General features: G+C 44.7%; 30 protein-coding genes. 3 read left to right on the top strand and 27 right to left on the bottom strand.

Going from position 1 to position 26,063, the window contains the following annotated elements:
• Positions 1-626: 626 nt before the first annotated feature.
• The 13 genes from HMPREF1150_RS06735 to HMPREF1150_RS06795 all read right to left on the bottom strand — a co-directional run bounded on the left by HMPREF1150_RS06735 (position 627) and on the right by HMPREF1150_RS06795 (position 13,311).
• Complete coding sequence (locus tag HMPREF1150_RS06735; protein ID WP_009659707.1) at positions 627-2,486, bottom strand: Cna B-type domain-containing protein; 1,860 nt, start codon at positions 2,484-2,486, stop codon at positions 627-629.
• Between the two features lie 466 nt (positions 2,487-2,952).
• Entirely contained in the window at positions 2,953-4,575 is a 1,623-nt protein-coding gene (gene groL, locus HMPREF1150_RS06740; RefSeq protein ID WP_002898576.1) for a chaperonin GroEL, read from the bottom strand.
• Between the two features lie 23 nt (positions 4,576-4,598).
• On the bottom strand, positions 4,599-4,880 hold the full coding sequence (gene groES / locus HMPREF1150_RS06745) for a co-chaperone GroES (RefSeq protein WP_002898579.1): 282 nt from the start codon (positions 4,878-4,880) through the stop codon (positions 4,599-4,601).
• Between the two features lie 207 nt (positions 4,881-5,087).
• Positions 5,088-5,378, bottom strand: a complete 291-nt coding sequence (locus HMPREF1150_RS06750; RefSeq protein WP_009659705.1) for a hypothetical protein — start codon at positions 5,376-5,378, stop codon at positions 5,088-5,090.
• Positions 5,379-5,472: 94 nt separating this feature from the next.
• A complete protein-coding gene (locus HMPREF1150_RS06755; RefSeq protein ID WP_002896727.1) occupies positions 5,473-6,327 on the bottom strand; it encodes a PTS system mannose/fructose/sorbose family transporter subunit IID in 855 nt (284 codons plus the stop codon).
• On the bottom strand, positions 6,311-7,156 hold the full coding sequence (locus HMPREF1150_RS06760) for a PTS sugar transporter subunit IIC (protein WP_002919849.1): 846 nt from the start codon (positions 7,154-7,156) through the stop codon (positions 6,311-6,313). The genes HMPREF1150_RS06755 and HMPREF1150_RS06760 overlap by 17 nt, the downstream gene beginning before the upstream one ends.
• 27 nt (positions 7,157-7,183) lie before the next feature.
• Positions 7,184-7,678, bottom strand: a complete 495-nt coding sequence (locus HMPREF1150_RS06765) for a PTS sugar transporter subunit IIB (RefSeq protein ID WP_002919850.1) — start codon at positions 7,676-7,678, stop codon at positions 7,184-7,186.
• 43 nt (positions 7,679-7,721) lie between these two features.
• A complete protein-coding gene (locus HMPREF1150_RS06770) occupies positions 7,722-8,159 on the bottom strand; it encodes a PTS sugar transporter subunit IIA (protein ID WP_009659609.1) in 438 nt (145 codons plus the stop codon).
• Between the two features lie 220 nt (positions 8,160-8,379).
• Positions 8,380-9,663, bottom strand: coding sequence for an ABC transporter substrate-binding protein (locus HMPREF1150_RS06775; protein WP_009659634.1), 1,284 nt, complete (start codon positions 9,661-9,663; stop codon positions 8,380-8,382).
• Entirely contained in the window at positions 9,660-10,343 is a 684-nt protein-coding gene (locus HMPREF1150_RS06780) for a response regulator transcription factor (RefSeq protein ID WP_002896732.1), read from the bottom strand. The genes HMPREF1150_RS06775 and HMPREF1150_RS06780 overlap by 4 nt, the downstream gene beginning before the upstream one ends.
• Positions 10,336-11,649, bottom strand: coding sequence for a sensor histidine kinase (locus HMPREF1150_RS06785; protein WP_032905426.1), 1,314 nt, complete (start codon positions 11,647-11,649; stop codon positions 10,336-10,338). Before HMPREF1150_RS06785 ends, HMPREF1150_RS06780 begins: the two co-directional genes overlap by 8 nt.
• The gene (locus tag HMPREF1150_RS06790; protein WP_009659799.1) at positions 11,649-12,635 is read right to left on the bottom strand and encodes a substrate-binding domain-containing protein; all 987 of its coding nucleotides are present in this window, start codon (positions 12,633-12,635) and stop codon (positions 11,649-11,651) included. Before HMPREF1150_RS06790 ends, HMPREF1150_RS06785 begins: the two co-directional genes overlap by 1 nt.
• Positions 12,636-12,915: 280 nt before the next feature.
• Positions 12,916-13,311: a single-stranded DNA-binding protein gene (locus HMPREF1150_RS06795; RefSeq protein WP_009659736.1), complete on the bottom strand. Its 396-nt coding sequence runs from the start codon at positions 13,309-13,311 to the stop codon at positions 12,916-12,918.
• A gap of 129 nt (positions 13,312-13,440) precedes the next feature.
• Here HMPREF1150_RS06795 and HMPREF1150_RS06800 point away from each other — a divergent pair, with 129 nt between their 5' ends.
• A complete protein-coding gene (locus HMPREF1150_RS06800) occupies positions 13,441-14,028 on the top strand; it encodes a hypothetical protein (protein WP_009659574.1) in 588 nt (195 codons plus the stop codon).
• Between the two features lie 80 nt (positions 14,029-14,108).
• On the opposite strand, the gene ytpR is transcribed toward HMPREF1150_RS06800, so the two are convergent.
• From ytpR to HMPREF1150_RS06815, 3 genes are read right to left on the bottom strand one after another with little or no spacing between them, the layout of a single operon-like run.
• Entirely contained in the window at positions 14,109-14,735 is a 627-nt protein-coding gene (gene ytpR, locus HMPREF1150_RS06805; RefSeq protein WP_009659792.1) for a YtpR family tRNA-binding protein, read from the bottom strand.
• Positions 14,732-15,067 carry a thioredoxin family protein gene (locus tag HMPREF1150_RS06810; protein WP_009659693.1) on the bottom strand — a complete coding sequence of 112 codons (336 nt, stop codon included), beginning with the start codon at positions 15,065-15,067 and terminating at the stop codon, positions 14,732-14,734. The genes ytpR and HMPREF1150_RS06810 overlap by 4 nt, the downstream gene beginning before the upstream one ends.
• Complete coding sequence (locus HMPREF1150_RS06815) at positions 15,064-15,351, bottom strand: DUF4651 domain-containing protein (protein WP_009659781.1); 288 nt, start codon at positions 15,349-15,351, stop codon at positions 15,064-15,066. The genes HMPREF1150_RS06810 and HMPREF1150_RS06815 overlap by 4 nt, the downstream gene beginning before the upstream one ends.
• A gap of 170 nt (positions 15,352-15,521) precedes the next feature.
• Here HMPREF1150_RS06815 and pepA point away from each other — a divergent pair, with 170 nt between their 5' ends.
• Both pepA and HMPREF1150_RS06825 read left to right on the top strand, forming a co-directional pair.
• Positions 15,522-16,586: a glutamyl aminopeptidase gene (gene pepA, locus HMPREF1150_RS06820; RefSeq protein WP_009659811.1), complete on the top strand. Its 1,065-nt coding sequence runs from the start codon at positions 15,522-15,524 to the stop codon at positions 16,584-16,586.
• A gap of 119 nt (positions 16,587-16,705) precedes the next feature.
• The gene (locus tag HMPREF1150_RS06825) at positions 16,706-18,190 is read left to right on the top strand and encodes a DUF1846 domain-containing protein (RefSeq protein WP_009659763.1); all 1,485 of its coding nucleotides are present in this window, start codon (positions 16,706-16,708) and stop codon (positions 18,188-18,190) included.
• Between the two features lie 53 nt (positions 18,191-18,243).
• Here the strand turns inward: HMPREF1150_RS06825 and HMPREF1150_RS06830 are convergent, their stop codons facing one another.
• The 11 genes from HMPREF1150_RS06830 to HMPREF1150_RS06875 form a co-directional block, all read right to left on the bottom strand.
• Positions 18,244-18,678, bottom strand: coding sequence for a hypothetical protein (locus tag HMPREF1150_RS06830; RefSeq protein WP_002903485.1), 435 nt, complete (start codon positions 18,676-18,678; stop codon positions 18,244-18,246).
• A gap of 9 nt (positions 18,679-18,687) precedes the next feature.
• Positions 18,688-18,852 (bottom strand): hypothetical protein, encoded by a 165-nt coding sequence (locus HMPREF1150_RS11645; RefSeq protein ID WP_009659802.1) that lies wholly within the window; start codon positions 18,850-18,852, stop codon positions 18,688-18,690.
• On the bottom strand, positions 18,849-19,052 hold the full coding sequence (locus tag HMPREF1150_RS06835; protein ID WP_002910824.1) for a helix-turn-helix transcriptional regulator: 204 nt from the start codon (positions 19,050-19,052) through the stop codon (positions 18,849-18,851). The genes HMPREF1150_RS11645 and HMPREF1150_RS06835 overlap by 4 nt, the downstream gene beginning before the upstream one ends.
• 149 nt (positions 19,053-19,201) lie before the next feature.
• A complete protein-coding gene (locus tag HMPREF1150_RS06840; protein WP_009659680.1) occupies positions 19,202-20,239 on the bottom strand; it encodes a sensor histidine kinase KdpD in 1,038 nt (345 codons plus the stop codon).
• Positions 20,206-20,904 carry a response regulator transcription factor gene (locus HMPREF1150_RS06845; protein WP_009659583.1) on the bottom strand — a complete coding sequence of 233 codons (699 nt, stop codon included), beginning with the start codon at positions 20,902-20,904 and terminating at the stop codon, positions 20,206-20,208. Before HMPREF1150_RS06845 ends, HMPREF1150_RS06840 begins: the two co-directional genes overlap by 34 nt.
• A gap of 12 nt (positions 20,905-20,916) precedes the next feature.
• Positions 20,917-21,639, bottom strand: a complete 723-nt coding sequence (locus tag HMPREF1150_RS06850; protein WP_009659777.1) for a lantibiotic ABC transporter permease — start codon at positions 21,637-21,639, stop codon at positions 20,917-20,919.
• On the bottom strand, positions 21,639-22,427 hold the full coding sequence (locus tag HMPREF1150_RS06855) for a lantibiotic ABC transporter permease (protein WP_009659764.1): 789 nt from the start codon (positions 22,425-22,427) through the stop codon (positions 21,639-21,641). The genes HMPREF1150_RS06850 and HMPREF1150_RS06855 overlap by 1 nt, the downstream gene beginning before the upstream one ends.
• A gap of 1 nt (position 22,428) precedes the next feature.
• Positions 22,429-23,136, bottom strand: a complete 708-nt coding sequence (locus HMPREF1150_RS06860; RefSeq protein ID WP_009659738.1) for an ABC transporter ATP-binding protein — start codon at positions 23,134-23,136, stop codon at positions 22,429-22,431.
• A 93-nt stretch (positions 23,137-23,229) separates the two neighbouring features.
• Positions 23,230-24,042, bottom strand: a complete 813-nt coding sequence (gene folK, locus HMPREF1150_RS06865) for a 2-amino-4-hydroxy-6-hydroxymethyldihydropteridine diphosphokinase (protein ID WP_009659675.1) — start codon at positions 24,040-24,042, stop codon at positions 23,230-23,232.
• An 87-nt stretch (positions 24,043-24,129) separates the two neighbouring features.
• The gene (gene folE, locus HMPREF1150_RS06870; protein WP_002901696.1) at positions 24,130-24,684 is read right to left on the bottom strand and encodes a GTP cyclohydrolase I FolE; all 555 of its coding nucleotides are present in this window, start codon (positions 24,682-24,684) and stop codon (positions 24,130-24,132) included.
• Entirely contained in the window at positions 24,665-26,062 is a 1,398-nt protein-coding gene (locus HMPREF1150_RS06875) for a folylpolyglutamate synthase/dihydrofolate synthase family protein (RefSeq protein WP_002901698.1), read from the bottom strand. The genes folE and HMPREF1150_RS06875 overlap by 20 nt, the downstream gene beginning before the upstream one ends.
• Between the last annotated feature and the right edge of the window lies 1 nt (position 26,063).

Genomic DNA, 26,063 nt, shown 5'->3' with positions numbered 1-26,063 from the left:
ATTTCCCTAAAATCAGCTATATTTCAACATTTTTGTTTATTTTCAATATGAAAAGTTCTTACAAATTCATGCAGGGGGCATAGAAATAGAGAAGAAAAAGCCTTGGTTTATAAGGCTTTTTTGTTTATTTAATTTCGCTTTTTCAGCTTAATCATCTCCTTAAATTCAAAGTAGATTTTCCACAAAAAAATCCCCTTCCTTTAGGCACAAAAAGGAGGGGCATCGCATAGAAAAAACTACGAGAGAAGACTGAAGCAAAATATGTTTGACGAAAACTTGATAAAGATGGTTACACACCGAGCATATTCCTAAGGATGTCTTATAATTTTTTTGGTTTAGGAATTAAGAAAGATTATATATATCAAGTTTTGATATGCCTCACGCTTGCATATCCAAGCGGCTTTCCCCGTAGTTCTGAGCAACTAATTTGTTCTAGGAAACATCTTAGTTGCTTTTTATTTTAAAACAACTATATTACGGAACATCACAGTCTTGATTAACAAAAGGCTACAAGATAGTGACTGATTGTAAAAAAAGCATTCTTTTTTTGCTTTCTAAAAAGCGACTACTGCTAATCCGGGTTTGGAGTAAAAAATCTCTGTCCCTTAAGGGAACAGAGATAAAATTTATTTCTTCTTCGCACGGAAGACAATGAAGCCTACCAAGCCTACTAGAGCTAATCCAGCAGCAATCATGATCCAGCTAGCATTCTCACCCGCTTTAGGGAGAACTTTCTTGGTTCCAACATTAGAGGCATTTCCTCCGCCAGTACCATTGTCTGATTCGATGATCACAACAGTGCTCCCTGTAGTGCTGCTTGAGCTAGAAGTCGTGCTACTGCTACTTGAGCTAGAGCTAGAACTAGAACTACTACTGCTGCTCTTAGAGCTATTGTCCGAGCTAGGTTTCGGCGGTTGCGGAACTCCTGGAACTGGTGTATTGGTAATGTTCATACCATCAACAGTAGCTGTATAACCATAAACACGGTCTTCAGTAACTGAGTAGACAATATCTTTTCCATCTTCACCAGTCGCTGGCAAGTCAGTGAACTCATACTTCCACTCACCCTTATCATTCGGACCAACTTCTTTATGAGCAACTTCAGTGCCATTTGCATAGAGACGAACGGTAATCTTGTCTGGACGTTTGCCATCTTTATCGTTGTCATCATTCCAAGTCTTGGTACCTGAAGCGGTAATCAATGCCTTACGGTTGGTAAAGTCTTTGTAAATAATACCAGAACCATAATTTTTGAGCTGAGCGGCATTAACCTGAATCTCTTCATCTGACAGTTGGTAACCTTCTGGTGCCTTGGTTTCCTTAATCAGATAATGCTCCTTAATCAAGTTGCTGAAAGAAGCAATCCCGTTAGCATCACTAGTTGCTTTTTGAACAATTGTCACACCATCTTCATCGTACAATGTGAATTCAGCACCTGCCAAGGCTTTACCAGCTTCGTCTTTTTTAGTCACCTGCACACCGTAGACATCCCCATGTGCATAGCCGTTTGCACGTTGGTAGCGGACAGCAACTGATGATTTTTGCTCTTCAATATTATCTGCTCGCATGATTGCTTCGTTCGGGAAGAGTGTTCCATCAGTCGGAACTGTAGGGAAGTTAACACGGTAGCGAACATAGAATCCTTCGTTGGCACCGATATGCCCCATGTTAATGGTAAAGGAACGCTTGTCAGCAGCAAGATTAATCGTATAATTTGCTGTCACATCCTCGCGTTGCTGGCTTAGTCGGTAAGAGTTATCAGCCGGGTCAACAACCCATGAGCCTTTAAGAATTTGGAAGCTGTTGAGATCAATTTCTCCGGTATTAAAGCCCAGAGTATCTGAAATAACAACATTATCCAATTCTTGATTTTGTTGGTTGATATTCAGGCTGTAAGTAATGCTCTTGATATTATCCGCATTATTCCAGCCGTATTTTATGAAAGTATAAGGAGTTGCTTGGCCAGGAAGACCTTTGTAGTCAATTTTCCCATACTCAACAATCTTCTTGCCAACGATAAGTTTCAGAGGAATAGAGCCTTTATCTCTGGCTACTGTATGATCAACGCGAGCCAAGAGATGAACTTTCCCTTCAATATGAGAGCGAGTCAGGACATAGTCTGTATAAGTCAGTGTAAGCTGTTTAGAGCTTGCATCAACCACAGCTGTCGCTACGAGATTGCCGTCATCATCTTTGACTTCAAAATCAGCTCCCTCCAAGGCAAATTCAGCAGGAAGTCCAATGGTCGTAGTATCTCCTGGCTGAACCTTACCGTAATTGAAGGCAAAGTTTGCGTCAATCTGGAATTTTTCCCAAGGGGAGAGGCCGTCAGTCAATTCTTCACCCTTTTGATTGTAAACATTTACTGACGTGATAACATCGTCTACCGTGTTGGCTCTGGCAGATTGACTGCTAGAAAACAGGCTAAAGAGGAGCACAAAGGCTACTGAGAAAAAGCGCGCAATAGTCTGAGATATTCTTTTCATAAATAATCCCTCCGTTTTTTTCCTTTTTTCCTTTTTATCGAACATGTAAAAATATTAAAATTCCTTTACAATTCCAATATACTACATATATTAGACTAGCATACGATTGACTATAAGTCAACTATTTACCTTTACCAGTTCAGCTTTTGTCGACAATGTGTAAACCAATTTATTTCTCCAAAAACCTTGTCATATAAGAATTGAAAACCGTTTCCTCCGTCATCTTCTTGTATTTCTTTGAAACAAAAATGTAATATTTGGATGCATAATAAATGAACAAATATGAATTATATGACCATAAATATTCATATATATAAATTTGTTTTTAAAAATAAGCATAATTATTAATGCTTGCTAGATAACTAGTCACAATAAAAAAACTGAACAAATCTGCTCAGTTTTCTAATTGATAAATATAAGATAAAGATTATATCTAATTTGTAGAAATATATAATCCCGTTATTTTCTACATCATACCGCCCATCATGCCTGGATCCATAGCTGGAGCTGGGCTTGCTGGTTCTGGTTGATTAGCCACTACTGCTTCAGTTGTCAAGATAAGACTAGCAACAGAAGCGGCATTTTGCAAGGCTGAACGAGTCACCTTAACTGGGTCAATGATTCCAGCCTCAATCATGTTAACCCATTCGCCAGTCGCGGCATTAAAGCCTGTACCAGCTTCAGAGTTTTTCAGACGGTCAATGACGATTGAACCTTCAAAGCCTGCATTCAGAGCGATTTGACGAACAGGCTCTTCCAAGGCGCGAAGAACAATGTTACGTCCAGTCCCTTCATCCCCTGCCAACTCAAGACCTGCAACAGCGTCCAGTACATTGATATAGGCAGTACCACCACCGGAGACGATTCCTTCTTCTACCGCTGCACGGGTTGCGTTAAGGGCATCTTCGATGCGGAGTTTCATTTCTTTGAGTTCTGTTTCGGTTGCAGCTCCAACCTTAATCACAGCTACACCACCAGACAATTTAGCTAGGCGCTCTTGCAGTTTTTCACGGTCAAACTCAGAAGTGCTGCTTTCAATCTGCGACTTAATGACTGCCACACGGTTAGCAATGGCTTCTGGATTACCAGAACCTTCCACAATCACAGTGCTGTCCTTATCAACAGTGACTTTAGAAGCTTGTCCAAGCGCTTCAATCGTAGCGTCTTTGAGCTCTAGGCCAAGATCATCTGTAATCACTGTACCGCCCGTCAAGATAGCGATGTCTTCCAACATAGCCTTACGACGATCGCCAAAGCCTGGTGCCTTGACAGCTACGACATTAAAGGTTCCGCGAATCTTGTTAAGAACCAATGTTGGCAGAGCTTCACCATCTACATCATCTGCGACAATCAAGAGCGGACGATTGGTTTTCAAAATGTTTTCCAATAATGGCAGAATCTCTTGAATGTTAGAAATTTTCTTGTCAGTAATCAAGATGTAAGGATTGTCCAGCTCGGCTACCATTTTTTCATTGTCAGTTACCATATATTGAGACAAGTAGCCGCGGTCAAACTGCATTCCTTCAACTACATCTAGCTCAGTTTCCATTCCTTTGGACTCTTCGATGGTAATAACACCGTCATTGCCAACTTTTTCCATAGCTTCAGAGATATACTCACCGACTTTCTCACTGCGAGAAGATACGGCAGCAACCTGAGCAATAGCTTCCTTGTTGGAAACTGGCACTGAGTTAGATTTCAGAGCTTCAACAGCTGTCGCAACGGCTGCTTCAATCCCGCGGCGGATACCGATTGGATTAGCACCAGCTGTAACATTTTTAATCCCTTCACGGACGATAGCCTGCGTCAAAACTGTTGCTGTTGTTGTTCCGTCACCAGCGATATCGTTGGTTTTTGAAGCTACTTCTGACACCAACTTAGCGCCCATATTTTCAAAATGGTCTTCCAGTTCGATTTCCTTGGCAATGGTCACACCGTCATTGGTGATCAGGGGTGAGCCAAAGGATTTTTCCAAAACGACATTACGGCCTTTAGGGCCCAAAGTTACCTTGACAGTATTCGCCAAGATGTCAACACCACGAACCATACTGCTTCTTGCATCTGCTGAAAATTTAATATCTTTTGCCATTTTATTATTCCTCTCTTCTAATCTTACTCGACAACTGCTAGAATATTGGCTTCACTGACTAAGAGATAAGCTTCATCTCCGTCCTTGACTTCTACGCCTGCGTGATTTTCTACGAGAACCTTGTCCCCTTCCTTAACGCTCAGGGCTACCAGCTCACCGTTCAAAGTACGAATACCTTGACCGACTGCGACAACTTCTGCTGTCTTAGTCGCTGCTTGGCCGTTGCCTGCAATGACAAATCCGCCAACTTTCTGCTCTTTTTCTTCTACTTTCAAGACCACACGGTCTCCTAATGGTTTTAACATGATTTTCCTCCAAAGATTGAATTTTTAGCACTCTAAACTATCGAGTGCTAATCTATAGTTATTATTTTATCACTTGGTCAGAAATAGTCAAGAAAAAAACCGGCTAGATGAAAGAAAAATTTTATTTTTTCTTCACTTGGTCCTAAACTCAAAGAAAAAAACAAGTCCGAGCTAAAATCCTCTCAGACTTGTCTTTAGGGGGAATGTCTATCTTGCAAGTTTTAGTTTTGCTTCAAAATCATTAATCACTTTTTGCAGATTTAGGCGTCCTCTATAGATGCCATAGCCAAACAAAAGCATAGCTAAGATACCCAGTAGAGCTAGGACGATTCCTGCAATCAGTGCTAGGAGATTGGTCTCATGAAAGAGATAAATCAGAACAAGACCGATGCTGGCAATGGCAAAGAAGAGACTGAACCAGCGTCCTAGATTTTCAATCATATGCTTCTGGTAGTGAATTTCTGTTTCATAGCCTTGAATCAATTCTTGTTCTGTCATGATCTTCTCCGTTCTTTCTTTTACTCTGCTCAAACAAATTTGTATTAGACTAGCTGCAAATCGGACTTACTGCCAGCCTAAAATTGAGCGAGAATTAGTATTTAAGTTGAGGGTCAAAGATGCCAAGCGCTACACCAATCAAAGCAATGACAACCAAGAGGAGCATAACAAGGTTTGGTGATACCTTTTTCTTAGCCATCAGCCACCAGCAAAGAGTGATAAAGCCAGCTGTTAAGAGCCCTGGATAAACACCGTCAATCTTTTCTTGCAGCTTCAGGAAGGCTTCGCCATCAGCATTTTTCAGCTCTAATGAAGTCGTTACAGAGACCCAAGTTGCAGCAACTGCCCCGATAACCATACCACCAATGACACTGATTGCCTTACGAAGCGCCTGTCCTTTAGGTCCTACAAGGAATTCTACCGCCTTGTCCCCTAATTCATAGCCTTTGAAGTAGGCAAAGCGCATACCGCCATAGATGAGAACATTCCAGACAAGGATATAGAATAGAGCCCCGATAGGATTTCCACCTTTCGAGAGGCCAAGGGCAATCCCCAGCAGAACTGGAATCAAGGTTCCAACTACCAAAGAGTCACCGATACCCGCGATAGGTCCCATGAGACCGGCACGCATACCATTGATAGTTTCGCCGTCAACAGCGTCACCATTGGCACGCGCTTCTTCCAAACCAGCTGTAATCCCTACTACCAAAGCTCCGAGCTGAGGTTCTGTGTTGAAGAAAGCCGTATAGGTCTGCATAGCTTCTTTCTGCTCTGCTTTGTCTTTGTAGAGTTCTTCCACGATTGGCAGCATAGAGGTCAAGTAGCCGAAAGTCTGCATGTGCTCTTGAGAGAAGCAAGTCAAATGACCATAGTACCAATGGTGGAATGATTTCGCTAAAGTCTTTTTAGTTATTTTCTTTCTTTCAGCCATCTTAGATATCCTCCTCATCGTCATCAAAGTCAGCCCCACCAGCTGGCGCAGTTACTCGAGCTGATTTGATTACTTCCAATTCATAGTAAATTACTGCAAAAATCAATGAAACAACTGCACTGGCAACCAAATTAAGACCGAGTGATTTAGCCAAGGTGAAGCCCACAAAGAATGGGATAAAGTCAGTAGCCTTGGTAACGATTTGTTTCAAAAGAATGGCAATACCGACACATGGGAGAAGAGCTCCGACTGTAAAGAGGGATTTCATGATGAAGCCATCCATTGGCAGGTGAGTCTTCATCAGTTCAACCATATTCGGACCAAACTTCGTGATGATCATGGTTGGGAGGAAAGAGAAGACAAAGTGGGAAATCCAAGGATAGACCCAGTCAACAGCGTAAAGCTTTTTGAATTCGCCTTTTTCAACAGCTTTCCAGCCAATGTGCTGCCAAAGCAAGTTTGTAGTGGCTGTTCCATAGAAGAGAACTGTACCGATAGTACCAACTGCTGCTCCGATTGGTGCAGCTGCTGCAGCGATAGCAGATTCAGAGGTGATGCCTTTAGAGTGAACAAATAAGATTGCAAGAGGAATCCCAATGTAAGAGATCGCCCGCACGTCAGCGGAAACTGTACCACCTGGTGTTACCAGAGCGATATAGAGGACCTGAAGGGCTACCCCAACCATAATCCCTGTTTTTAAATCTCCAAGAATCAAGCCACTAATCAAGCCTCCGACCAGAGGACGTCCCAGAGTGTAGTTACCAATACTAGAACCACCCATACCAGGCATAGAAGCTAAACTAGCAAAAAGACCCAGTAAAGCGGCTTGCAGCCAAGAAATTGTCATAATAGACTCTCCTTTTCATTATTGTAATTAAAAACCAAATTTAGACTTGAAATCGCTCCAGTAACCAATGGAAACATCTGGTAAGAGCTGGAATTTGACTTTGTAACCAGCTTTTTCCATTGCCTCAATCGCTTCTGCCTCTTCCTGGGTGATGGACTGGTTGTTGCCCAGCTTAACAGCTCCCGGACGGTCATTAGCAGGACCGACGATGATTTCCTTAACATCCCCAGGTACAAAACCTTGGTCCACTAGGATTTCCTTCATATCCACAGGATTTTTCGTAATGAGGAAATAGCGACTATCTGACTCTGTGACCTTGCCTGATTTTTCCTTGAAGGCTTCCTTGGTCCAAACAAAAGTCTTCTTGTCAGAAGCTCCCTTGTAGGCCTGAATCAAAACCTTGTTTCCTGCCGCAGCATTATTAACTGCAATCAAGCCATCACAAGGGTATTCCTTAGCCCAGCGAGTGACTGTTTGACCGTGGATCATGCGGTCGTCAATCCGTACAAATGATACTGTCATCTTTAAAATCTCCTTTTATCTTTTATAATGTATAGCGGAAGCACTAAATGTCGTCTTCATCTTCGTCAGCTGCATCGCTTACGACTTCAAATTCCTGCAAAGCAGCTGTGGCCTCGGAAAGGATGGCCTGAGCCAGCTCTTTTCCGTCCAAGATGTCTTTCATAACCAAGCCAGTCAGTCCCATGGTCAGGTTCAAACCTCCCAAGATAACTGCTGAGTCGAGCTTACCCATGTCAGCTAAGACGCTAGCTGCTGTCGTCAGAGGACTGCCTCCTACAATATCAGCCAGAACTAAGACACTGTCATCAGCGCTTAAGCCAGCCAAGGCCTGAGTAAAATCAACTGCAAAATCATCAACTGACTTGCCCTCCTGAAGACCGACCGCAATCACCTGGTTCGTTTTGTCTCCGGCAAACATCTTCAAGGAACTCTGCACGCCTGCAGCCAGTCCCCCATGGCTGACCAGTACAAGGTATTTCATCTTTCCTGCCTCCTTTATCCTTCTAGCTCTTAGCCAAGTCAGGCTTTAGATGACGAAGGATTTATTGATGATTTTATTGTACAAATTTTGAAACCGATTTCATATTGTCAAATGTCATTTTGCTCAGATGACATTTGTTAAGAAAAATATGACATTTGTCATATTGGTCTAGGCAGCTGTACTTTTTTCTGACTTAATTAGCAATAAAAAAGAAAGCAGATTATTTTCCGCTTTCTATTTCTCTTTGAATGCTCGGCAAGGCACTGTCAATCTCTTGATTCTGCATAGCATTTTGAATCAGATAGTCCATCCGCTCCATTGTATGGCGGTCTACTTCTAGACTGATGTCAATGATGGAGCGATTCATCATGTGGTCTAACCTCTCAGAAGTCAAGGAATCCAAGCCAAAATCATCTGCCTGTAAGATTTCTCTAGCCTGTTGACTTTTCACCACAGATGGTAAAACTGAGGTCCCCTGCGATTTTTCAAACAAGGCCTGCTGGCTTTCTTTATCCTGTGACAGCAAGAGCATAAATTCCCAAGCCAGCTTCTCTTGCTTGGTATTGGAAGACATGGCAAAGAGCGAGGTCTTGACCTGTGTCCCCATCACCTGGCTATTGGCTGTTGGCATGGGGATACAGGTCCAAGAAAAGCTAGAATACTTTGCAACATGGTAAGGGTAAGGCTTGTAGGTCCGATACTGGGCCAGACTCATAGGATAGAAGGCCACCCGTCCCTCATCAAAGTCATTTGAAGTCACCTTATAGTGCTGGCTGAGCATATCTAGCTTGCTCATAAAGGCCAAGGCTTGGTGCATCTCTGCGCTGTCTACATTGATACCGGATTTATCGGTAAGATGGCCGCCATAAGCTACCAGAGCCTGCTGCCAAGTGTAATCTGTTATACCGTACTGATCCACCACACCATCGCCATTGGTATCCTTTGTCACTTTCTTGCAAATCTCATAGAAATCCGCCAGGGTCCAACCTGACTCAGGAATGCTGATTCCTTCTTTTTCAAGCAAGTCTTTATTGACACACATCATGATGGGATTGCTCTCAACTGGAAGGGCATAGCTGACTCCCTGATATTTCCCAGCTTCATAAGCCACCGGATAAAAGGCTGTCCGTTCATCATCCGTTAGAAGGGTATCCAAGGATTTGAGCGCGCCAGTCGAAGCCAACATGCTAAAGTCGTTTTCTGGTACCATAAAGAGATCAGGCTGCTCGCCTTTCAGGACTTGCTCCGCCAGCCAGTCAGCGTAATCATCCTTGGGAATACCGCTTTCGTAGACGACCTTGACATGAGGATGCGTCTTTTCAAATTGTTTAATCAGGCTGTCCAAGACCTTGTTTTCGCGGCTGTTAGGTACATCCCAGCTAGAGCCAGCATAGACACCAATACGCAGGACTTTTTCCTGAGCTGAAGCCCAAAAGACAAAAGCCAAAGCAACAGATATGATCAGGACAACCAGCAGGGTCAAATGTCTCAGTCTCCACTTCATTTGTCGCTTTCCTTACTAAAATCTCTCTGGGTGACTCCAGTCTGCACAGCCCAGATAGCCAGCTGGGTTCGGTCGCGCAAGTTGAGCTTGGCTAAGATACCTGACAGGTAATTTCGGACTGTCCCTTCTGATAGAAAGAGCTTGGCAGCAATTTCTTTATTCGAAATCCCGAAGCCAATCTGCTGGATAATCTTCCACTCCGTCCGGCTCATGTCCTCTATATTTTCCTCCGTCACCGTGATAGCAAAGTTGGACTGGGCCATCTGTGAAAAGATTTTGAAGACCTTGGTGGCAATATTGGGATTGATCATAGCTCCGCCTCGATAGACAGTCTGAATGGCTTCGTGAAGCTCTTCTGTCGAAACCCCTTTGAGAATATAACCAGACGCACCGTATTTGAGAGCGGAGAAGATAAATTCATCGTCATCAAAGGTCGTCAGAATGATAATCTTAACATCTGGATACTGCTCTTTGACAGCCTTGGTACAGAGAACACCGTCCATGACTGGCATGCGAATATCCATCAAAATCACATCTGGGCGTACCCGATGAAGCTTTTCCAGCACTTCCTTGCCGTCTCCGACAGTCCCGACTACCTCAATATCTGCGTGGGCAGACAGGATGATTTGCAGAGACTCGCGAATCAAGGCCTGATCGTCTGCTATTAAAACCTTAATCATGTCTTCCTCCTATTTTTGGGATTTCGATATGCGTGTAGAAACCGTCCCGATTTTCAAAGCGGACGCTTCCGCCAATAATCATTAGGCGCTCCTGCATCTGCTTGAGGCCATAGCCATAGTGGAGTTTATCAAAGCCAACACCATCATCCTGAATGGTCATTACATAGGACTCTTCCTCCAGCAGCTCAATCCAGATAGTCTTGGCATGCCCATGGCGGACAGAGTTGGTAATAGACTCCTGAATCACCCGGAACACAATGTCTTCCTTGGCAATATCCAAGTCGATATTATCCCATTCGTAGCGGAGATGAATCTCCAAATTGGAGATAGCTTCATACTCACGGATAATCTTAATCAGAGCTTCCTTCAAAGTGTTATTTTCCAGAGCTCCCGGCCGCATCTTATTGAGCGAGCCGCGGACATCACGGATACCATCTCGAACGACGACAGAGACATTATTGAGCTGCTCCTTAGCCCGATTGGTATCAATATCAACCAAGACCTTGACCGCATCAATACCCGCTGAAATTCCCGTCAGGGCATGGCCCAATGTATCGTGAATCTCTCTGGCAATCCGCTTCCGTTCTCGGTCTTCTGCTATTTTCTCAGACAAAGCAAGATAAGAGTTTAACTCGCGATTGGCCTGAGAAGCCATGCGCAGCTCTTCCTCAATCCGATGACGCTCCGTAATAGTCGACAAGATATAGAAGAGCAAGGAAATCATAAAGACAACGATATTGAGGGAGTAGAGGAAGTTCTTACCAAAAAGCAGTAACAGCCGGACGGACTCTGGGTAAAACCGAATATAGGTATCTAAAGAAGGCAGCTTGATAAAGAGCGACATGAGGTCATAGTTGGATAAGAGCAGCATGCCAAAGCTCAAAATAATGAAAGAAAACCAGTACTTCTTGTCCTTGGAAGAATTGAACTCCTTAGAGCCATAGAAAATATCCGCAAACACCAAGAGAATCAAGCCATTGTAGGACGAATGCAGGACGGAAAAGATGACCAGCATGAGCAGGATTTCAATAATAGTCGCCTTGTCATAGACGGACAGCTGATTGGGGTGGCGCTCGCGATAGTACATGACCAAAAGCAAACTACCATAGAGGCTAATTGATACCCAGAAAATCAAGCTGGGAGAGCCCGGAATAGCATCCAAACGCTCCAAAAGCGAGTGACTGAAGCCCTTAGCTGCTACATAGTTGGTCGCAAAGAGATAGATGGAGGCATTATAGACAATGGCAACCAGATTGATGACCATCAGGGCTATTTTGCTGTAAAATATACTTTTTTGAGGTCTCATTATTGCCACCCTGTAACTGTGTATTGACTGATATTATCCCTATTAACCAGATGAACTGGAATCAGGTATTGGCTATCGTAGGATTTCCCCTCCTGCATCAGCTCAATTACCTGTGCCACCTTGCGTCCCATCTGAATGGGCGATTGGGCCACAGTTCCCTCTATGTCGCTAGTCGTAGCCAAAAAGTTTTTGATATCTGGTGATCCATCCACGCCATAGATTGAGATTTTCTTATCAAGACCTTGATTTTTAATAGCAGCCAAGGCCCCGATGGCTGCCCGATCATTGAGCGCCATGACCACATTGAAGTCCAAACCTTCGTCTAGAGCCCCTTTGACCTGTGGCATGGTTTCCTCAGTCTGGCCTAGTGTTTCTTTCTGGGAAATAATCTTGTAGCTAGGCTGATTTTCAATCGTATCAATAAATCCCTGAATCCGGTCCATGGCCGAGACGGCATTGCGGTGCTCTAGAAGGAGAATATTGGCAGAAGGAAGACGCTTCATCATGTCCTGGGCAATCAGGACGCCTGCTTGGTAGTTATCAGACACAATGGTCGTATCCACTTTTACATCCTGACTGATAGGCGCATCCACTACGATAATTTTAATCCCAGCTTTCTTGGCCTTTTGAAGAGAGGAAATAATACTTGGACTATTGCTTTTCACCGGATTGATGACAATGACATCAACCTTTTCTCGGACAAAAAAGTCGATCTGCTGGCTCTGCTTGCCCTCATCCAGCTCAGGATCCCGGACGTAAAGTCGGCTGCCCTGCTGGTTGGTTTTCTTCTCCAGTTCCGCATTTAAGGTCTTGTAAAAGTCATTGTTCATGGTCATGTAGGTCACCCCAATCTTGACCTGCTTCTCATCTGGCAGAACGCCCTTGAAATAAACAAAAAGCAAACCCAAGATAAGCAGAATGAAAAGCGGCCAGAGAGCCTTTTTCTGATAATGCTGTATCCGTTTTTTGACTTTAGCTGATACCATTTTTCACCCCCTATGCCGCAAGCACCTTTATGAAACATATAGGATTATTATATTACAAAGCCGGCAAAAAGCAAAATCTTTCCAGAAATGGCTATAATAAAAGAGGCAAGACAGAATCTAAAAAATCCATGATTTTTGATTCTTGGTCCCACCTCGACAATCATAATTAAACTTTTAAAAGCTTGATAGAAATAGACTTTCAGTCAAACAGATCTTGCATCCTGCAAAACCGAATGATGATTTTTTAGAGCAAGGTCATTTCCCAGTCTTTGCCTCTTGCTTAAAAGGGAAGTTCCTCTTCTTCCAACACCAAATCTGCTAAATCAGCTCCGCTATTATTTTCACGCAGAGCGCGCTGGGCCCGACTTTCCAGGAGCTGGAAGCTATGACAGAGCACTTCTGTCACATAATGAGTCGCCCCCTCCTTCTCATAGCGACGAGTCCGTAGCTCACCATCCAGAGAAATCAAGCTGCCCTTACTTGCATAGCTGGCTAAAGTCTCAGCTAGACGACCCCAGACAACGACATTTACAAAATCCGCCTCACGCTCACCACTCTGAGATTTATAACGACGATTAACCGCGACCGTTGAGCGGGCCACAGATTTTTCATTCGCAGTCTTGTGCAGTTCAGGCGTAGCCGTCAGCCGGCCGATTACAATTACTTTATTATACATTTTATATCCTCCTAACTTATCATTCGTAAAAGGAGGCAAAAAGTGAAAAAAATATGGTATAGTATAGATAAAAAGGAAAGTTGTAGCTTTTTGTCCCTTTCTGACTAGACTTGTATAATGGAGGCTCCGATGACCATTAAACATTCCCCTGTGAAAAATCTTCTTGTTATCCTGATTTCTCTGTGGTTCGGAGGTTTTTCCGCCTGGGCTGCCGTAGACTACCTGACTAGCTCCAACCCCTACAAAGACACTAGTTTCTTTGTCCTTAGTCTGCTGGTTGCTGCTTTCTTCTTACTGCTCCTTATCTTTGCTATTCGCAGGCTAACCATTCATGCGACTATCCTCTCCTTTGACCATGAAAATGTAACCTACTATTATAGCGGACTCTTATCAGCTGCCACCTACTGCATTCCTATGCAGCAGATTAGTCATGCTCGCTACAGCCGAGACAGTGAAGAATCCGAGATTAGTCTTTGGATGGAGGACGGTTTTCATGACTTTGCAGCCTTTAACCATCCCCGTCATAAGATTTATGCCTATCCTGATAGCCAACTCATCGGTATTGTTTTCAAGAGAAAACGTCTCAAATTATTGGAAGACCACGGCCTAAACAGCCTTATCTACCAATACAAATACAACAGTCCAAGCCAAATCCCCACAGTCACTCCTCAGTCAACAACCGACTCGCAAAGTAATAGCGACAGCGTCTTCTTTTGAGACAGTGTGGGCACGAGTCATAAGTTTCCAACAAAAAAGCTCAGAAATTCTGAGCTTTTTGTGATTTTAAATCTTCATTTTTATCCCTGCCAATGTTTAGCTGGGTCAAAGGCCGTTCCAACTAGTTCGCTATCAGCTAATTCAATGATGCCACGTTTTTGAGGCGCATTAGGCAGTTGAAGTTCCCGTGGGCTGCACATCATACCAAAACTCTTTTCGCCTCGAAGTTCTCCCGGAAAAATCAAATTCCCTTTCGGCATCATAGCACCCGGCAGAGCCACAATCGTTTTGAGGCCGACTTTGGCATTAGGAGCACCGGCCACAATTTGAACGGTCTTATCAGCAGCTACCTGCACTTGGCAGATATTCAGGTGATCGCTATCTGGATGAGCTACCATATCAACGATTTCTCCAACCACAAATTTCGGCTGGCTGTCATTGACCAAGTCCGCTGGGAATCCTTCCTTGCTCAGCTCCTGATTGAGAATAGCCACTTGCTCATCTGTCAAAAAGACCTGTCCGCGCTCTGCAATTTCAAAAAGGTCTGACTGCTCAAAAATATTCCAAGCTACTGTCTGGCCATTATCTTCACGGTAAACACGCGCTACCCGTCCTTTGCGTTCAGCTGCCAGTTTAGCTCCTTGATTGTCCGCAGCAATAATCATCAACAAGTCGCCGACATACTCTTTATTATAGGTAAAAATCATTTTACGCTCCCTTTTTCTCTTATACTCGCTAAAAATTCATTGATTTGGCCCTTGGTCTTGCGGTCACGATTGACTAGACGTCCAATCTCCTGTCCCTTTTCCAGCACTACTAAGCTGGGAATCCCGTAAACGTCCCACTCTTTGGCCAGATCCAGATAGGCATCACGGTCCACTTGGATAAAGCGATAGTCAAGATTTTCAGCTTCTATCTCTGGCAGAAAAGGTTTGATAAATCGGCAATCTCCGCACCAGTCAGCCGTGAAAAAGAAGACAGTCTTCTCCCCATCATTGACATAAGAAGCCAATTCCTCTAAATTTACAGGAAAAATCATGCTTCTTCCTCGTAGCTTAGCTGACCATTTTCATAGACAAAAGCAAAATGACGGTCGTTCTCTAAGACCAGACCGCCAACCAAGCGGTCATCTGTGGACTCGTAGAGCTTGACATAAAGGCAGGAAATAGTACCCTGACTGGAAAAGAAATCTCGCACAAGCTCAACGATTTCCTCCCGATTACGCAGTCTTTTTTGCTCCTGTACGACTTTGGCTGCCCCAAAAGCCAGCGCTCCAGCCCCCAAAAGGGCGGTTGTGGTTAAAATGATTTTTTTAGCTTTCATGTAGAATATTTTAACACAAAAGAGCAGAGGCGACAAACAATATTCCATATTTTCCTGGGAGAAGCTGGATTCCTAAGCGGGTAATCCTGTTGATTCATACAAGCTATAAGATTTCCCTACTCATTTACCGCAAAAAGTGATAAAATAGGGGGCAGAAAGAAGGTAAGTTTATGACAACATTATTTTCAAAAATCAAGGAAGTAACAGAGCTTTCTGCTATTTCAGGTCACGAGGCACCTGTTCGCAGTTACCTGCGGGAAAAAATCACTCCCCATGTCGATGAGGTTGTCACCGACGGCCTAGGCGGTATCTTTGGGGTACGCCATGCAGAAGCTGAAAATGCTCCCCGTGTATTGGTAGCGGCCCACATGGACGAGGTTGGCTTTATGGTCAGCGAAATCAAGCCCGACGGGACTTTCCGTGTAGTGGAAATCGGCGGTTGGAACCCTCTGGTCGTTAGCAGCCAACGCTTCAAACTCTTTACCCGTGAAGGTCGAGAAATCCCTCTTATCTCAGGCTCTGTCCCTCCTCATCTGACGCGCGGATCTGGCGGACCAGTTATGCCACAGATTGCTGATATTGTCTTTGACGGTGGCTTTGTGGATAAGGCAGAAGCTGAAAGCTACGGCATCCGTCCAGGAGATACGATCGTTCCAGACAGCTCTGCTATTCTCACAGCTAACGGAAAAAATATCATCTCCAAAGCCTGGGATAACCGCTACGGCGTCCTTATGGTCAGCGAATTAGCTCAAGCCTTGTCTGGTCAACCACTAGACAGCCAACTCTATGTCGGTGCCAATGTTCAAGAAGAGGTTGGCCTGCGTGGTGCCCATGCTTCTACGACAAAATTTGCCCCTGAGGTCTTCCTGGCTGTAGATTGCTCACCAGCGGGTGATATTTATGGCGGTCAAGGGGCCATCGGTGACGGAACGCTGATTCGCTTCTTTGACCCTGGTCATCTCATGCTGCCAGCTATGAAAGACTTCCTCTTGACAACTGCTGAGGAAGCTGGCATCAAGTATCAATACTACTGCGGCAAGGGCGGAACGGATGCTGGTGCTGCCCATCTCCAAAGCGGCGGCGTACCATCTACTACCATTGGTGTCTGCGCCCGCTACATCCACTCCCACCAAACTCTCTATGCCATGGACGATTTTCTGCAAGCCCAAGCTTTCTTGCAAGCGCTGGTCAAAAAGCTGGATCGCTCAACGGTGGACACGATTACCAACTATTAATCTCAAAAGGCAGCCCGTTCTTCATTCGGGCTGCTATCTCTTTTGTCTAACACTTCCCCTTTCAACTTTCCAATTTGAAGAAAATTTTGTTATAATGCTTAGCAGAGGTGAAAATATACATGAAAAAAATTGCTTTTGATTCTGAGAAATACTTAAACCTGCAGCGCGACCATATCTTGGAGCGCATTAATCAATTTGAGGGCAAACTTTACATGGAATTCGGCGGTAAAATGCTGGAAGACTTCCATGCTGCCCGTGTCCTGCCAGGCTATGAGCCGGACAATAAAATCAGACTGCTCAAAGAGCTCAAGGACCAAGTAGAGATTGTCATTGCTATCAATGCCAACAACATTGAACATTCTAAGGCGCGTGGGGATTTGGGCATTTCCTATGATCAGGAAGTGCTGCGACTAATTGATACCTTTAACGAGCTGGATATTTATGTAGGCTCAGTGGTCATCACCCAGTATTCCGGTCAGTCGGCGGCGGACCTCTTCCGCAGCCAGCTGGAAAAGAATGGTATCGCCTCCTACATCCACTACCCGATTAAGGGCTACCCGACTGACATGGATCATATCATCTCACCTGAAGGTATGGGGAAAAACGACTACATCAAAACCAGCCGTAATTTAGTCGTTGTGACCGCACCTGGTCCTGGTTCTGGTAAATTGGCTACTTGCTTGTCCAACATGTATCATGACCAAATCAATGGCATCAAATCAGGCTACGCCAAGTTTGAAACCTTCCCCGTTTGGAATCTGCCCCTGCACCATCCGGTCAATTTAGCTTATGAGGCAGCGACGGCAGACCTCGACGATGTCAACATGATTGATCCTTTCCACCTGCAAACCTACGGCAAGACTACAGTCAACTACAACCGCGATATTGAAATTTTCCCAGTCCTCAAACGTATGCTGGAGCGCATCCTTGGAAAATCACCTTATGCTTCTCCAACAGACATGGGCGTCAACATGGTCGGCTTTGCTATTGTAGATAATGATGCAGCTATCGAGGCATCTCAGCAGGAAATCATCCGTCGCTACTACCAGACGATTCTGGACTTCAAGGCAGAGCGCGTTTCTGAATCTGCTGTCAAGAAAATCGAACTCTTGATGAATGACCTAGGCATCACACCACTGGACCGTAAAGTAACAGTTGTTGCGCGCGATAAGGCTGAAAGCACTGGCGAACCAGCTCTGGCCTTGGAATTGCCAAACGGTGAAATCGTAACTGGTAAAACCTCTGAACTCTTTGGCCCTACGGCTGCTGTATTGATTAATGCCATTAAGAAATTAGCCAATATTGCCAGAGAGACTAAGCTGATCGAGCCTGAGTATGTCAAGCCAATCCAAGGCTTAAAAATCAACCATCTGGGCAGCCGCAATCCGCGCCTCCACTCAAACGAAATCTTGATGGCTCTGGCAATCACAGCCATGGAAAATCAAGACGCGGCAAATGCTATGCAACAACTCGGCAATCTCAAGGGCAGCGAGGCCCACTCCACTGTCACTCTGACAGATGAAGACAAAAACGTCCTGCGTAAGTTGGGCATCCATGTAACCATGGACCCCGTTTACCAGTATGATCGACTCTATAGAAAATAAAAACAAGCTCTGTTAAAAGCTTGTTTAGAAAGCTGGCGTCGCCAGCTTTTTTCTTAATAACGCTTAGATAGGAGAAAACGCAAGAGATAGTAAAGTCCCAAAACCAGAATAATGGTCACGGTCAGAAACTGATTGAGACTTAAGATGATTGGGAAAATCATGGACAGGACACTCAAGCATGCTGCCAGCAGCAAAAGAATATTAAAAAGTAGAGTGCGAGTCTTTTCGTCAATCATGCGATTGCGCTCATCAGTCACCTGAATGTAGAGCTTCTCAAAATTTTCCTCCCGTCTTAGGGCCAGATTATACCGAATGGTCATCAAAGAAAGCCCCAGCAGGATGCCGACCATGACTCCTTCCTGCTGATCATCCAGAGAATGAAAATGGCTCCAGGCCAGTCCTACCAAGATGATTAAGATTAAGATACGCCCCACGATAACTTTTCTTTGAAGTTTTTTTCGAAATTCTTGTTTAGTTAATGTTTCCATGTCAGCCTCCTATTTTTCATACGCTTGAAAAATTTTCAACATCACCACAATCAGGAACATTCCCACGAAAGGCAGAATTTCCTTAGGGATAAAATTGGCTTGCAAATGGAGATAAGCTAAGCCAACCACCACCAAAATAGCCAATATCCATTTACACAAATAAGTCCATTTCATGATTCATCCTCCTCAAAGAGAAAAACTTCTTCAATCCTTAAATCGAAAAAGGATGCAATTTTATGAGCCAAAAGCAGCGAAGCATTGTAGCGGCCCTTTTCCAAAGATATAATCGTTTGTCTCGTGACCTCTAGCTTCTCAGCCAGCTCCTCCTGGCTGAGCTTTTTTCTTTTTCGTAATTCTTGAATTCGATTTTCCAAGGCTGCCTCCTTTTCACAATGTAAAACAAACTTTACTTTTCAAATATAGTATAGCTCCCTTTACATCTTTTGTCAAGAAGAAAGCGGCAAAAAAAGGACTGAAAATTTAAACATTGCAGTCCTTTCATCATCTTTATTGATTTCCTTTGTTATTTGCTTTTTAAAGCCACAGTCAACTCGACACAGGCTCCTCCTTGGTCTGGATTGAGCAGGGTCAGACGACCACCGTGCAAGAGAGCTACCTGCTTAGAAAAGGCTAAGCCGATTCCATGATGGGGATTAGCTGAATTGCGGCTTTGGTCACTCTGATAAAAGAGCTGTTCCGCTCCCAGCAGCATCTCCTCTGAAAATGCAGGTCCATTGTTCCAGATAGCAAAAACCAACTGATCCTGCTGTACTGATATCGTCAGCTTCACTTCCTTTTGATCCTGATTAGCATGTTCAAGCGCATTCAGTAAAATATTGAGCAAAGCTCGTTTGAGATAGTCCAAATGAATTGACAAAATCAGACTAAGATCACAATCTTCTTGGAGATAGAAACGATAGCTTTCCTGTTTGCTGAACAGTGCCCAGTCGTCCTGGAGATAAGCCAAAAAATCCTCTAAGGAAAGCTGACTGAACTGATTAGAATCAATCTGAAAAGTCTTAGCGTAATCAATCAAAGAGCCACAATACTCTTCCATCTTGTGACTGGCCTGCAAAATCTCAGCAGCATAGTCTGCCTGTGGCTGGCCCAACTGCGCCAACTCCAAGAGCTCAGCATTCCCCTTGATCACAGTTAGGGGCGTCTTCAAATCGTGCGATGTCGCTGATAGCTGTAAAATCAACTCCTGATTATGCTGCTGCTCTTTTTCTAGAAGACGAGCATTTTCTTGGTGGCTGCTCCGTAAATCGCTATAGACTTCTAGCATTTCCTCAATCCGAAAAAGCTGACTTTGATTTTCTTCTAAAAGCTTCTCGCTCGTTAGCATTTTTATTTCCCTGTCGATTTTTCGGAGCAATTTCAAAATATGATAAAAAGTAATCAGCAGCAAGCTCCCTGCCCAAAAGAACAAGGTGAAAAGAACGTGATTACTTCCTTGCGTAAATTCATAGCCTATAAGCACAAAAATCAAAACATGGAAAAAGACGATTTTTAAACTGGTTGTCCAGACTAGGCTTTTGAAATTTCGGGTTCTAATTGCCATCTATAGCCTACTCCTCTCACTGTTGCGATTGCTTGCAGCCCTTCTTGTTTGCATTTTTGGCGAATCTGATATACGTATTCTGAGATGGAGCGAAGCTGTGTTTCTGAGCTTTCTGGATAAAGCAAGGTATGCAGGCGTTCAGCTGAAAAGGTCTGCTTGGGATTGCTAGCAAGTAAATGCAGTAACTTAAACTCTCGCTCTGAAAATTTCAAGACTTTACCAGAACAGGCAACTTCATAGCGCTCTGGATAAAATTGACAAGAAGCAATTTCAGAATATCGCTCCTCCCGTCTTTCCTCCCGCCGAAGATGAGCTCTGACACGCGCCAGCAATTCTTTGGTCCCAAAAGGCTTGACAACATAGTCATCTGCTCCGCGAAAGAGCCCTTCCACTTTGTCCGCCTCCAACTCCTTGGCCGTCAGAAAGATGATTGGACACGAAAGATGAGGACGAATGTAGGAACACAGCTCAAAACCATTAACAGGCTCCATCATCACATCCAGCAGAATCAAGTCATATCCGACAAAATGCGTCAGCTCCAGCTCTTCTATCCGGTCAAGCGTCGTCACATCATAAGCATCGAGCTCTAGGACATTTTTCACCAGCTTCAAAATGCTCCGGTCGTCATCAACCACCAAAATACGATACTGTCTCATAATTTCCATTATAGCATACCTCTAGCGAACATCTCGTTTCAAGCTTAAGAATATAGCAGAGCTCCAAACCAAAGCTAACCATAACAGCTGTGTTCCCAGCCCTGATAGATCTATTGAATGCTGAAGCCCTTCATACTCAAAAAGATTTAGGGTAGCCAGATCGGGCAGGTATTTTGCTTCCTTGATGAACGTTGCCAATAAACGGCTGAGACCAATCAAGAGAGGAAAGAGCACCGACACCGGCACAACCCAAGATTGAAAGAGCAAAGCGAGGCCGGCAGTTAAGAAAGCTAGAAAAAGATTGCTGAGAAGACCAAAAAAGTTGTAATAAAGGAATTTCCCCAGTAAGGACCGGCTAAAGTCTAGGTCAAATCGAGCCAGCATAACAAGGAAACAGCTGCCTATCATGATACTGTAGAGGATCAGGAGCAGCATGGCCAGAAAAAGGATTTTCCCAGCTAACCAAGCCCTTCTATTTGATACGGTTAGAAAATTCGTTCGCATCCCAGACTTGACAAACTCCTGGGCAAAATAGAGGGAAGTAAAGATGACGATGACAGGCTGTGCCAGATAGAGGGCATGCAAAGCCTCACTCAGAGCCTTTGTCTGGCCAACTGCTGTTTGACTGTAGTCAAGATTCATTAGAAAAAATGGAACGATTACCAGGGCCACCAAGGCTGCACCAAGAGCGAGATAGTAAGAACGGAACTTAATCCATTCGCTTCTAAGTAGAGCTTTTATCATCAGTATCGCCCTCCTAAATCCGTCTTCAAAAAGCGCAGAGAGGTCATGCCGCCGATGACTAGTAACCATACGCCAAGTATCAACAGTCCTTGTAAGGGATTGTTGGCATATTGGGAAGTTGGCGTTGCCGCAAACAACTCTCCTGCTGGTTGTGGCAGATAAGCTCCCCAACTCGTGTGAGCAGCTAGGTAGTTTCCTAAATTATAGATTTGGGGTACGAGAAAAAGCAGAGGAACTAGCATGGTCCGAGCCAATAAACCTAACAAAAATGAAAGGATCCCTAATAAGGTTAGAGATAAGATTTTCCACAAAATCAAACTCCAAGCTGCTTGATTGAGCAGAATTGGATTAAGCCCTTCCTTTCCTAAAGCCAGGTGCATGACCATATAACTAAAGTAAATCGATAAAAAGCTACTGGCAAGAGAAAAGCAAGCAAAGGTCATGAGTTTCCCCACAAGCAACTTCAGGCGGTTATTACAGGTCAAAAGACTGGTTCTCAAGCTATGAGACTGAAATTCCATAGCTCCCAAAATTCCAGCTAAGATGACTAAAACCATGCCTGCCATTGAGGCACCATTGAGGCCTAGATATTCCAGCGGGTCAATGGCTTCTGCCAGACCGGGAACCGTCTCAGGCGTGGCATCCAAGCCGACAGATAAATACTGTCGGCCCTCCAGCCAGGATACGACAGGCACCAATAGCAACATGAAGGCCATACTCACTTTGAAAGCCTTGGTTGAGCAAATTTTCAACCATTCTGAATGCAATAAAGACATCGTTTCTTTCATCTTAAACCTCCTCTGTCAAATCAAAGAAGAGATCTTCTAGGCTGTCTGAATCTTGCAGCACCTCTTCCAATGGTCCCTGCTCAATAATTCGCCCATGATGAATCAAGACTACATCATCTGTCACCATTTGCACCTCTGATAGGATATGAGAAGATAGAAGTACCGTTTTCCCTAAATCAGCCTGCTGACGGATGAACTTTCTAAACCACTTAATCCCACTTGGATCCAGTCCATTAGTCGGCTCATCTAATATAAGAAACTGAGGATCACCCAGCAAAGCTGCGGCCAAACCCAGCCGCTGACCTTCCCCCAGAGACAGGCTTGACAAGAGGTCCTTTCTCTTATGAGCGATTCCAGTCATCTCCAAAACCTCATCGATCCGAGACTTGGGAATAGCATTACTCTCCGCAATAATCCTCAGGTGGTCATAGACCTTTCGATTTGGCAGACCGCCAATGCCGTCAAAGGCTGCACCTACCGTTCTGAGCGGATAGGTCATTGACTGATAGGTTTGCCCATCAAAAGTCGCAGTCCCAGACGTCGCCCGATCTAATCCCAAGAGAATCCTCAAGGTCGAACTTTTACCAGCACCGTTCGGGCCTAGAAAAGCTGTAATCCGCCCGCTTCTAGCTGTAAAAGAAATATCTTCTAAAATCTGCTTGCTCCCATGCTTTTTGCAGACTCCTTCTATTTTCACTATATGTTCCATATTGAACTCCTTTTGATTTTTCTTTAGTATACAGGGGCAAGTTCAGAGAAAGTTCAGACAACAAAAAACTTGCCTTGCGACAAGTTTCTTTTCTCATTTTTCAACCGCATCCCAGAGCTGGCGGATGCTTTTTTTCTGCACCGGATCGACAAAGTGTGGAGCGATTTCCACCAAAGATTGCAAGACAAAAGCTCGCTCAGCCACATAAGGATGAGGAACAATCAAGCCCGGACTGTATATCTCCTCCTGCCCTATGTAAAGGATATCCAGATCAATCACACGAGGTCCCCATTTGATCTCCCGCACGCGCCCTAGATCCGCTTCGATAGCCAAGAGCGTCTGCATTAACTCCTCAGGATTGAGCCAGGTTTCAACTTCAACAACTTGATTGAGAAACGGATCCTGCTCAACGCCACCCCAAGGCTCTGTCTCAATGCGGCTTGATGCCTGCAAAATTCTTATATTTTGCTCGGCCATTTTTTCCAGAGCCGCATCCAGATTGGCAGTTGGGCTGCCTTGATTGCTCCCCAGAGCGATAAAGGCTTTTCGCTTTTGACGCACCAGCTTGACTGAGCAGGTCTCTAAAGGCAGCGGCACGGGTGCCCAAGGCTTCTTGACCTCCAAGCTGACCTTCTGCACCAAAGGATGAGTCAGAAAAATCCGATCAATCAGCTTGTAAGCCAACGTCTCAATCAAGTCTTCCTTGCTTTCCTGACACCAGTGGGTCAAATCATGAGCCAATTCTCCATAGTGGATAGAAGCTGTCAGGTCGCCTGTTTTGGCAGCCCGAGTCATATCATAATCCAAAATCAGATCCAGCACAAAACGCTGGCCCAATTCCTTCTCCGCTCCAAACAGACCGTGATAAGCATACACTTCCAAATCCTTAATGCGTAGCTGATCCATTCTCTTATCCTTTCTGATTCAAGTTTCTGCATTTCATCCTTAATAAAACTATCTAACCTTTCCTAACATGCTCCACCACTGATAAGATCAATGTCCCATCAGCTTGTAAGCTTCATTTTTCAGATCCTTATTCGTCGCTAAAACGCCACGCGCTGCTGTAGTAACCGTTGCAGTGCCAGGCTTTCTGACTCCTCGCATATTCATACACATATGCTCAGCTTCCACCCAGACCAGGGCCCCTTGAGCACCCAGATAGTCCATCAAGGCCTCAGCAATCTCTACGGTCAATCGCTCTTGAATCTGCGGTTTCTTGGCATAGACCTCTACTGTTCGGGCCAGCTTGGACAGGCCTGCTACCCGACCATTAGGCACATAGGCGATGTGAACCTTCCCGTAAAATGGTAGGAAGTGATGCTCACACATGGAATGAAAGAAAATATCCTTCTCCACTACCATATTATTGTCAATGATTTCAAAAGACTTGGCCAGATGCTCCTCAGCAGTCTCACCCAGGCCAGCAAAGATTTCCTGGTACATTTTAGCAATGCGCTGTGGCGTCTCCTGCAAACCTTCGCGGCTTCCGTCTTCTCCAACCGCCTCAATAATCTGGGCAACAGCTGCTTCAATTTTCTTCGTGTCCATATACGCTCCTATGTTCATTTTTATTTTTTGATAACTGACTTGACTGAGAAGGACGCTCAGCAAAGTCTAACTTGCGATTCTCAAGGATTGATTTTCTAACCTGAGCTAGAAAATAAAGAGAACCCGTAATCAGCAAAAGCTCATCTGACTCATGCTCTACTGCTAAATAATCTGCTAAATAATCCGGCCATTCTTTGTAAGACAGGCTTTGCTGCTCAGCCAAGGCTTGCATACTCTCTTTAGAAAAACTCCGCGGATCGGCAAAGGCTGTCAAGCTTATAGCTGCTTTGGGAATCTTTTGCAGGAGCTCCACCATATCATTCAAGGCTTTGGTTTGGATACAAGCAAATAAAATGTGCTTCTTATAAGTCGGATAATGCTGGTTCAGTGTCGCAGCTAGCGACCGCAGGGCATGGGGATTATGGGCTCCATCCAGAAGAATAAGCGGCTGATCCAATATTCTTTCCAAACGCCCAGGCCATACAGCAGCAAGCAAAGCACTCTCAACCTCTGCTTTTGTCAATAAGGGCAGCGACTGCAGCTGACAGTATAGGTCGCACAAGTGCAGAGCTAGTCCAGCATTATCTGCCTGATGCAGTCCCATCAGAGCTGTTTGATACGAGTCTTTGGCCCGATAGGCATTCGAAAAGGAAAAGCTCTCCTCCGCCTTCTCTGACACTTGATGTTCCACTTGATAGTCTTGAGACCAAGAAAAGAGCGGAGCATCTTTTTCAGCAGCCTTTTGCTTGACTACTGCCAGAGCCTCTGGCTCCAACCTACCGGTCACAATGGGAACTCCAGGCTTGATAATGCCAGCTTTCTGCTGGGCAATAGCCTCTAGACTGTCACCCAGCAGGGCCACATGATCCAAACCAACTGTCGTGATAGCAGTCAGTAAGGGCTGGCAGACATTGGTACTATCCAAAAGCCCACCCATGCCGACCTCGATAATAGCCACATCCACCTGCTGCTCAGCAAAATAATCATAAGCCAGAGCCGTCACAATCTCAAACTCAGTTACCCCCTGCAAGCTAGAGTCTGTCGCATACTGGGCCAAAAGCTCTTGGTAAAGAGACAACAATCGCTGAAGGTCTTGGTCGGAGATCGCATTGCCATTAATGGCAATCTGCTCATTGTAGCTGACTAGGTAGGGAGAGGTGAAAGTGCCAACACGCAGGGCTCGCACCTCCAAAAGTTGGCGCAGATGGGCAATGGTCGAGCCCTTGCCATTAGTCCCTGCAATATGGATGACTGGCAGCCGCAAATGCGGATTCCCCCGCAGCTCCAGCAAACGCTCCATCCGCTCCAAGCCAAAATTGGGACTGGCTGTCCGATAGGCTTCCAACCAACTTAAATCAGGTAATTCTTGTTTTTTCATC

This window comes from Streptococcus sp. AS14 (genome assembly GCF_000286495.1).
Lineage (GTDB): Bacteria > Bacillota > Bacilli > Lactobacillales > Streptococcaceae > Streptococcus > Streptococcus sanguinis_P.
The sequence above is the reverse complement of the archived record's forward strand: the minus strand, read 5'-3'. Positions and strand labels throughout refer to the sequence as shown.

Bases quoted from the DNA above. Each gene is read 5' to 3' on its own strand.
- HMPREF1150_RS06830 (WP_002903485.1), bottom strand. From the start codon at position 18,678: ATGGAAACATTAACTAAACAAGAATTTCGAAAAAAACTTCAAAGAAAA.
- folE (WP_002901696.1), bottom strand. From the start codon at position 24,684: ATGGACACGAAGAAAATTGAAGCAGCTGTTGCCCAGATTATTGAGGCG.
- HMPREF1150_RS06760 (WP_002919849.1), bottom strand. From the start codon at position 7,156: ATGACAATTTCTTGGCTGCAAGCCGCTTTACTGGGTCTTTTTGCTAGT.
- HMPREF1150_RS11645 (WP_009659802.1), bottom strand. From the start codon at position 18,852: ATGAAATGGACTTATTTGTGTAAATGGATATTGGCTATTTTGGTGGTG.
- HMPREF1150_RS06815 (WP_009659781.1), bottom strand. From the start codon at position 15,351: ATGAAAGCTAAAAAAATCATTTTAACCACAACCGCCCTTTTGGGGGCT.
- groES (WP_002898579.1), bottom strand. From the start codon at position 4,880: ATGTTAAAACCATTAGGAGACCGTGTGGTCTTGAAAGTAGAAGAAAAA.
- ytpR (WP_009659792.1), bottom strand. From the start codon at position 14,735: ATGATTTTTACCTATAATAAAGAGTATGTCGGCGACTTGTTGATGATT.
- HMPREF1150_RS06790 (WP_009659799.1), bottom strand. From the start codon at position 12,635: ATGGTATCAGCTAAAGTCAAAAAACGGATACAGCATTATCAGAAAAAG.
- pepA (WP_009659811.1), top strand. From the start codon at position 15,522: ATGACAACATTATTTTCAAAAATCAAGGAAGTAACAGAGCTTTCTGCT.
- HMPREF1150_RS06780 (WP_002896732.1), bottom strand. From the start codon at position 10,343: ATGATTAAGGTTTTAATAGCAGACGATCAGGCCTTGATTCGCGAGTCT.
- HMPREF1150_RS06825 (WP_009659763.1), top strand. From the start codon at position 16,706: ATGAAAAAAATTGCTTTTGATTCTGAGAAATACTTAAACCTGCAGCGC.
- HMPREF1150_RS06810 (WP_009659693.1), bottom strand. From the start codon at position 15,067: ATGATTTTTCCTGTAAATTTAGAGGAATTGGCTTCTTATGTCAATGAT.
- groL (WP_002898576.1), bottom strand. From the start codon at position 4,575: ATGGCAAAAGATATTAAATTTTCAGCAGATGCAAGAAGCAGTATGGTT.
- HMPREF1150_RS06855 (WP_009659764.1), bottom strand. From the start codon at position 22,427: ATGAAAGAAACGATGTCTTTATTGCATTCAGAATGGTTGAAAATTTGC.
- HMPREF1150_RS06750 (WP_009659705.1), bottom strand. From the start codon at position 5,378: ATGACAGAACAAGAATTGATTCAAGGCTATGAAACAGAAATTCACTAC.
- HMPREF1150_RS06775 (WP_009659634.1), bottom strand. From the start codon at position 9,663: ATGAAGTGGAGACTGAGACATTTGACCCTGCTGGTTGTCCTGATCATA.
- HMPREF1150_RS06845 (WP_009659583.1), bottom strand. From the start codon at position 20,904: ATGGAAATTATGAGACAGTATCGTATTTTGGTGGTTGATGACGACCGG.
- HMPREF1150_RS06860 (WP_009659738.1), bottom strand. From the start codon at position 23,136: ATGGAACATATAGTGAAAATAGAAGGAGTCTGCAAAAAGCATGGGAGC.
- HMPREF1150_RS06850 (WP_009659777.1), bottom strand. From the start codon at position 21,639: ATGATAAAAGCTCTACTTAGAAGCGAATGGATTAAGTTCCGTTCTTAC.
- HMPREF1150_RS06735 (WP_009659707.1), bottom strand. From the start codon at position 2,486: ATGAAAAGAATATCTCAGACTATTGCGCGCTTTTTCTCAGTAGCCTTT.
- HMPREF1150_RS06795 (WP_009659736.1), bottom strand. From the start codon at position 13,311: ATGTATAATAAAGTAATTGTAATCGGCCGGCTGACGGCTACGCCTGAA.
- HMPREF1150_RS06840 (WP_009659680.1), bottom strand. From the start codon at position 20,239: ATGGCAATTAGAACCCGAAATTTCAAAAGCCTAGTCTGGACAACCAGT.
- HMPREF1150_RS06800 (WP_009659574.1), top strand. From the start codon at position 13,441: ATGACCATTAAACATTCCCCTGTGAAAAATCTTCTTGTTATCCTGATT.
- folK (WP_009659675.1), bottom strand. From the start codon at position 24,042: ATGGATCAGCTACGCATTAAGGATTTGGAAGTGTATGCTTATCACGGT.
- HMPREF1150_RS06785 (WP_032905426.1), bottom strand. From the start codon at position 11,649: ATGAGACCTCAAAAAAGTATATTTTACAGCAAAATAGCCCTGATGGTC.
- HMPREF1150_RS06770 (WP_009659609.1), bottom strand. From the start codon at position 8,159: ATGAAATACCTTGTACTGGTCAGCCATGGGGGACTGGCTGCAGGCGTG.
- HMPREF1150_RS06875 (WP_002901698.1), bottom strand. From the start codon at position 26,062: ATGAAAAAACAAGAATTACCTGATTTAAGTTGGTTGGAAGCCTATCGG.
- HMPREF1150_RS06755 (WP_002896727.1), bottom strand. From the start codon at position 6,327: ATGAGGAGGATATCTAAGATGGCTGAAAGAAAGAAAATAACTAAAAAG.
- HMPREF1150_RS06765 (WP_002919850.1), bottom strand. From the start codon at position 7,678: ATGACAGTATCATTTGTACGGATTGACGACCGCATGATCCACGGTCAA.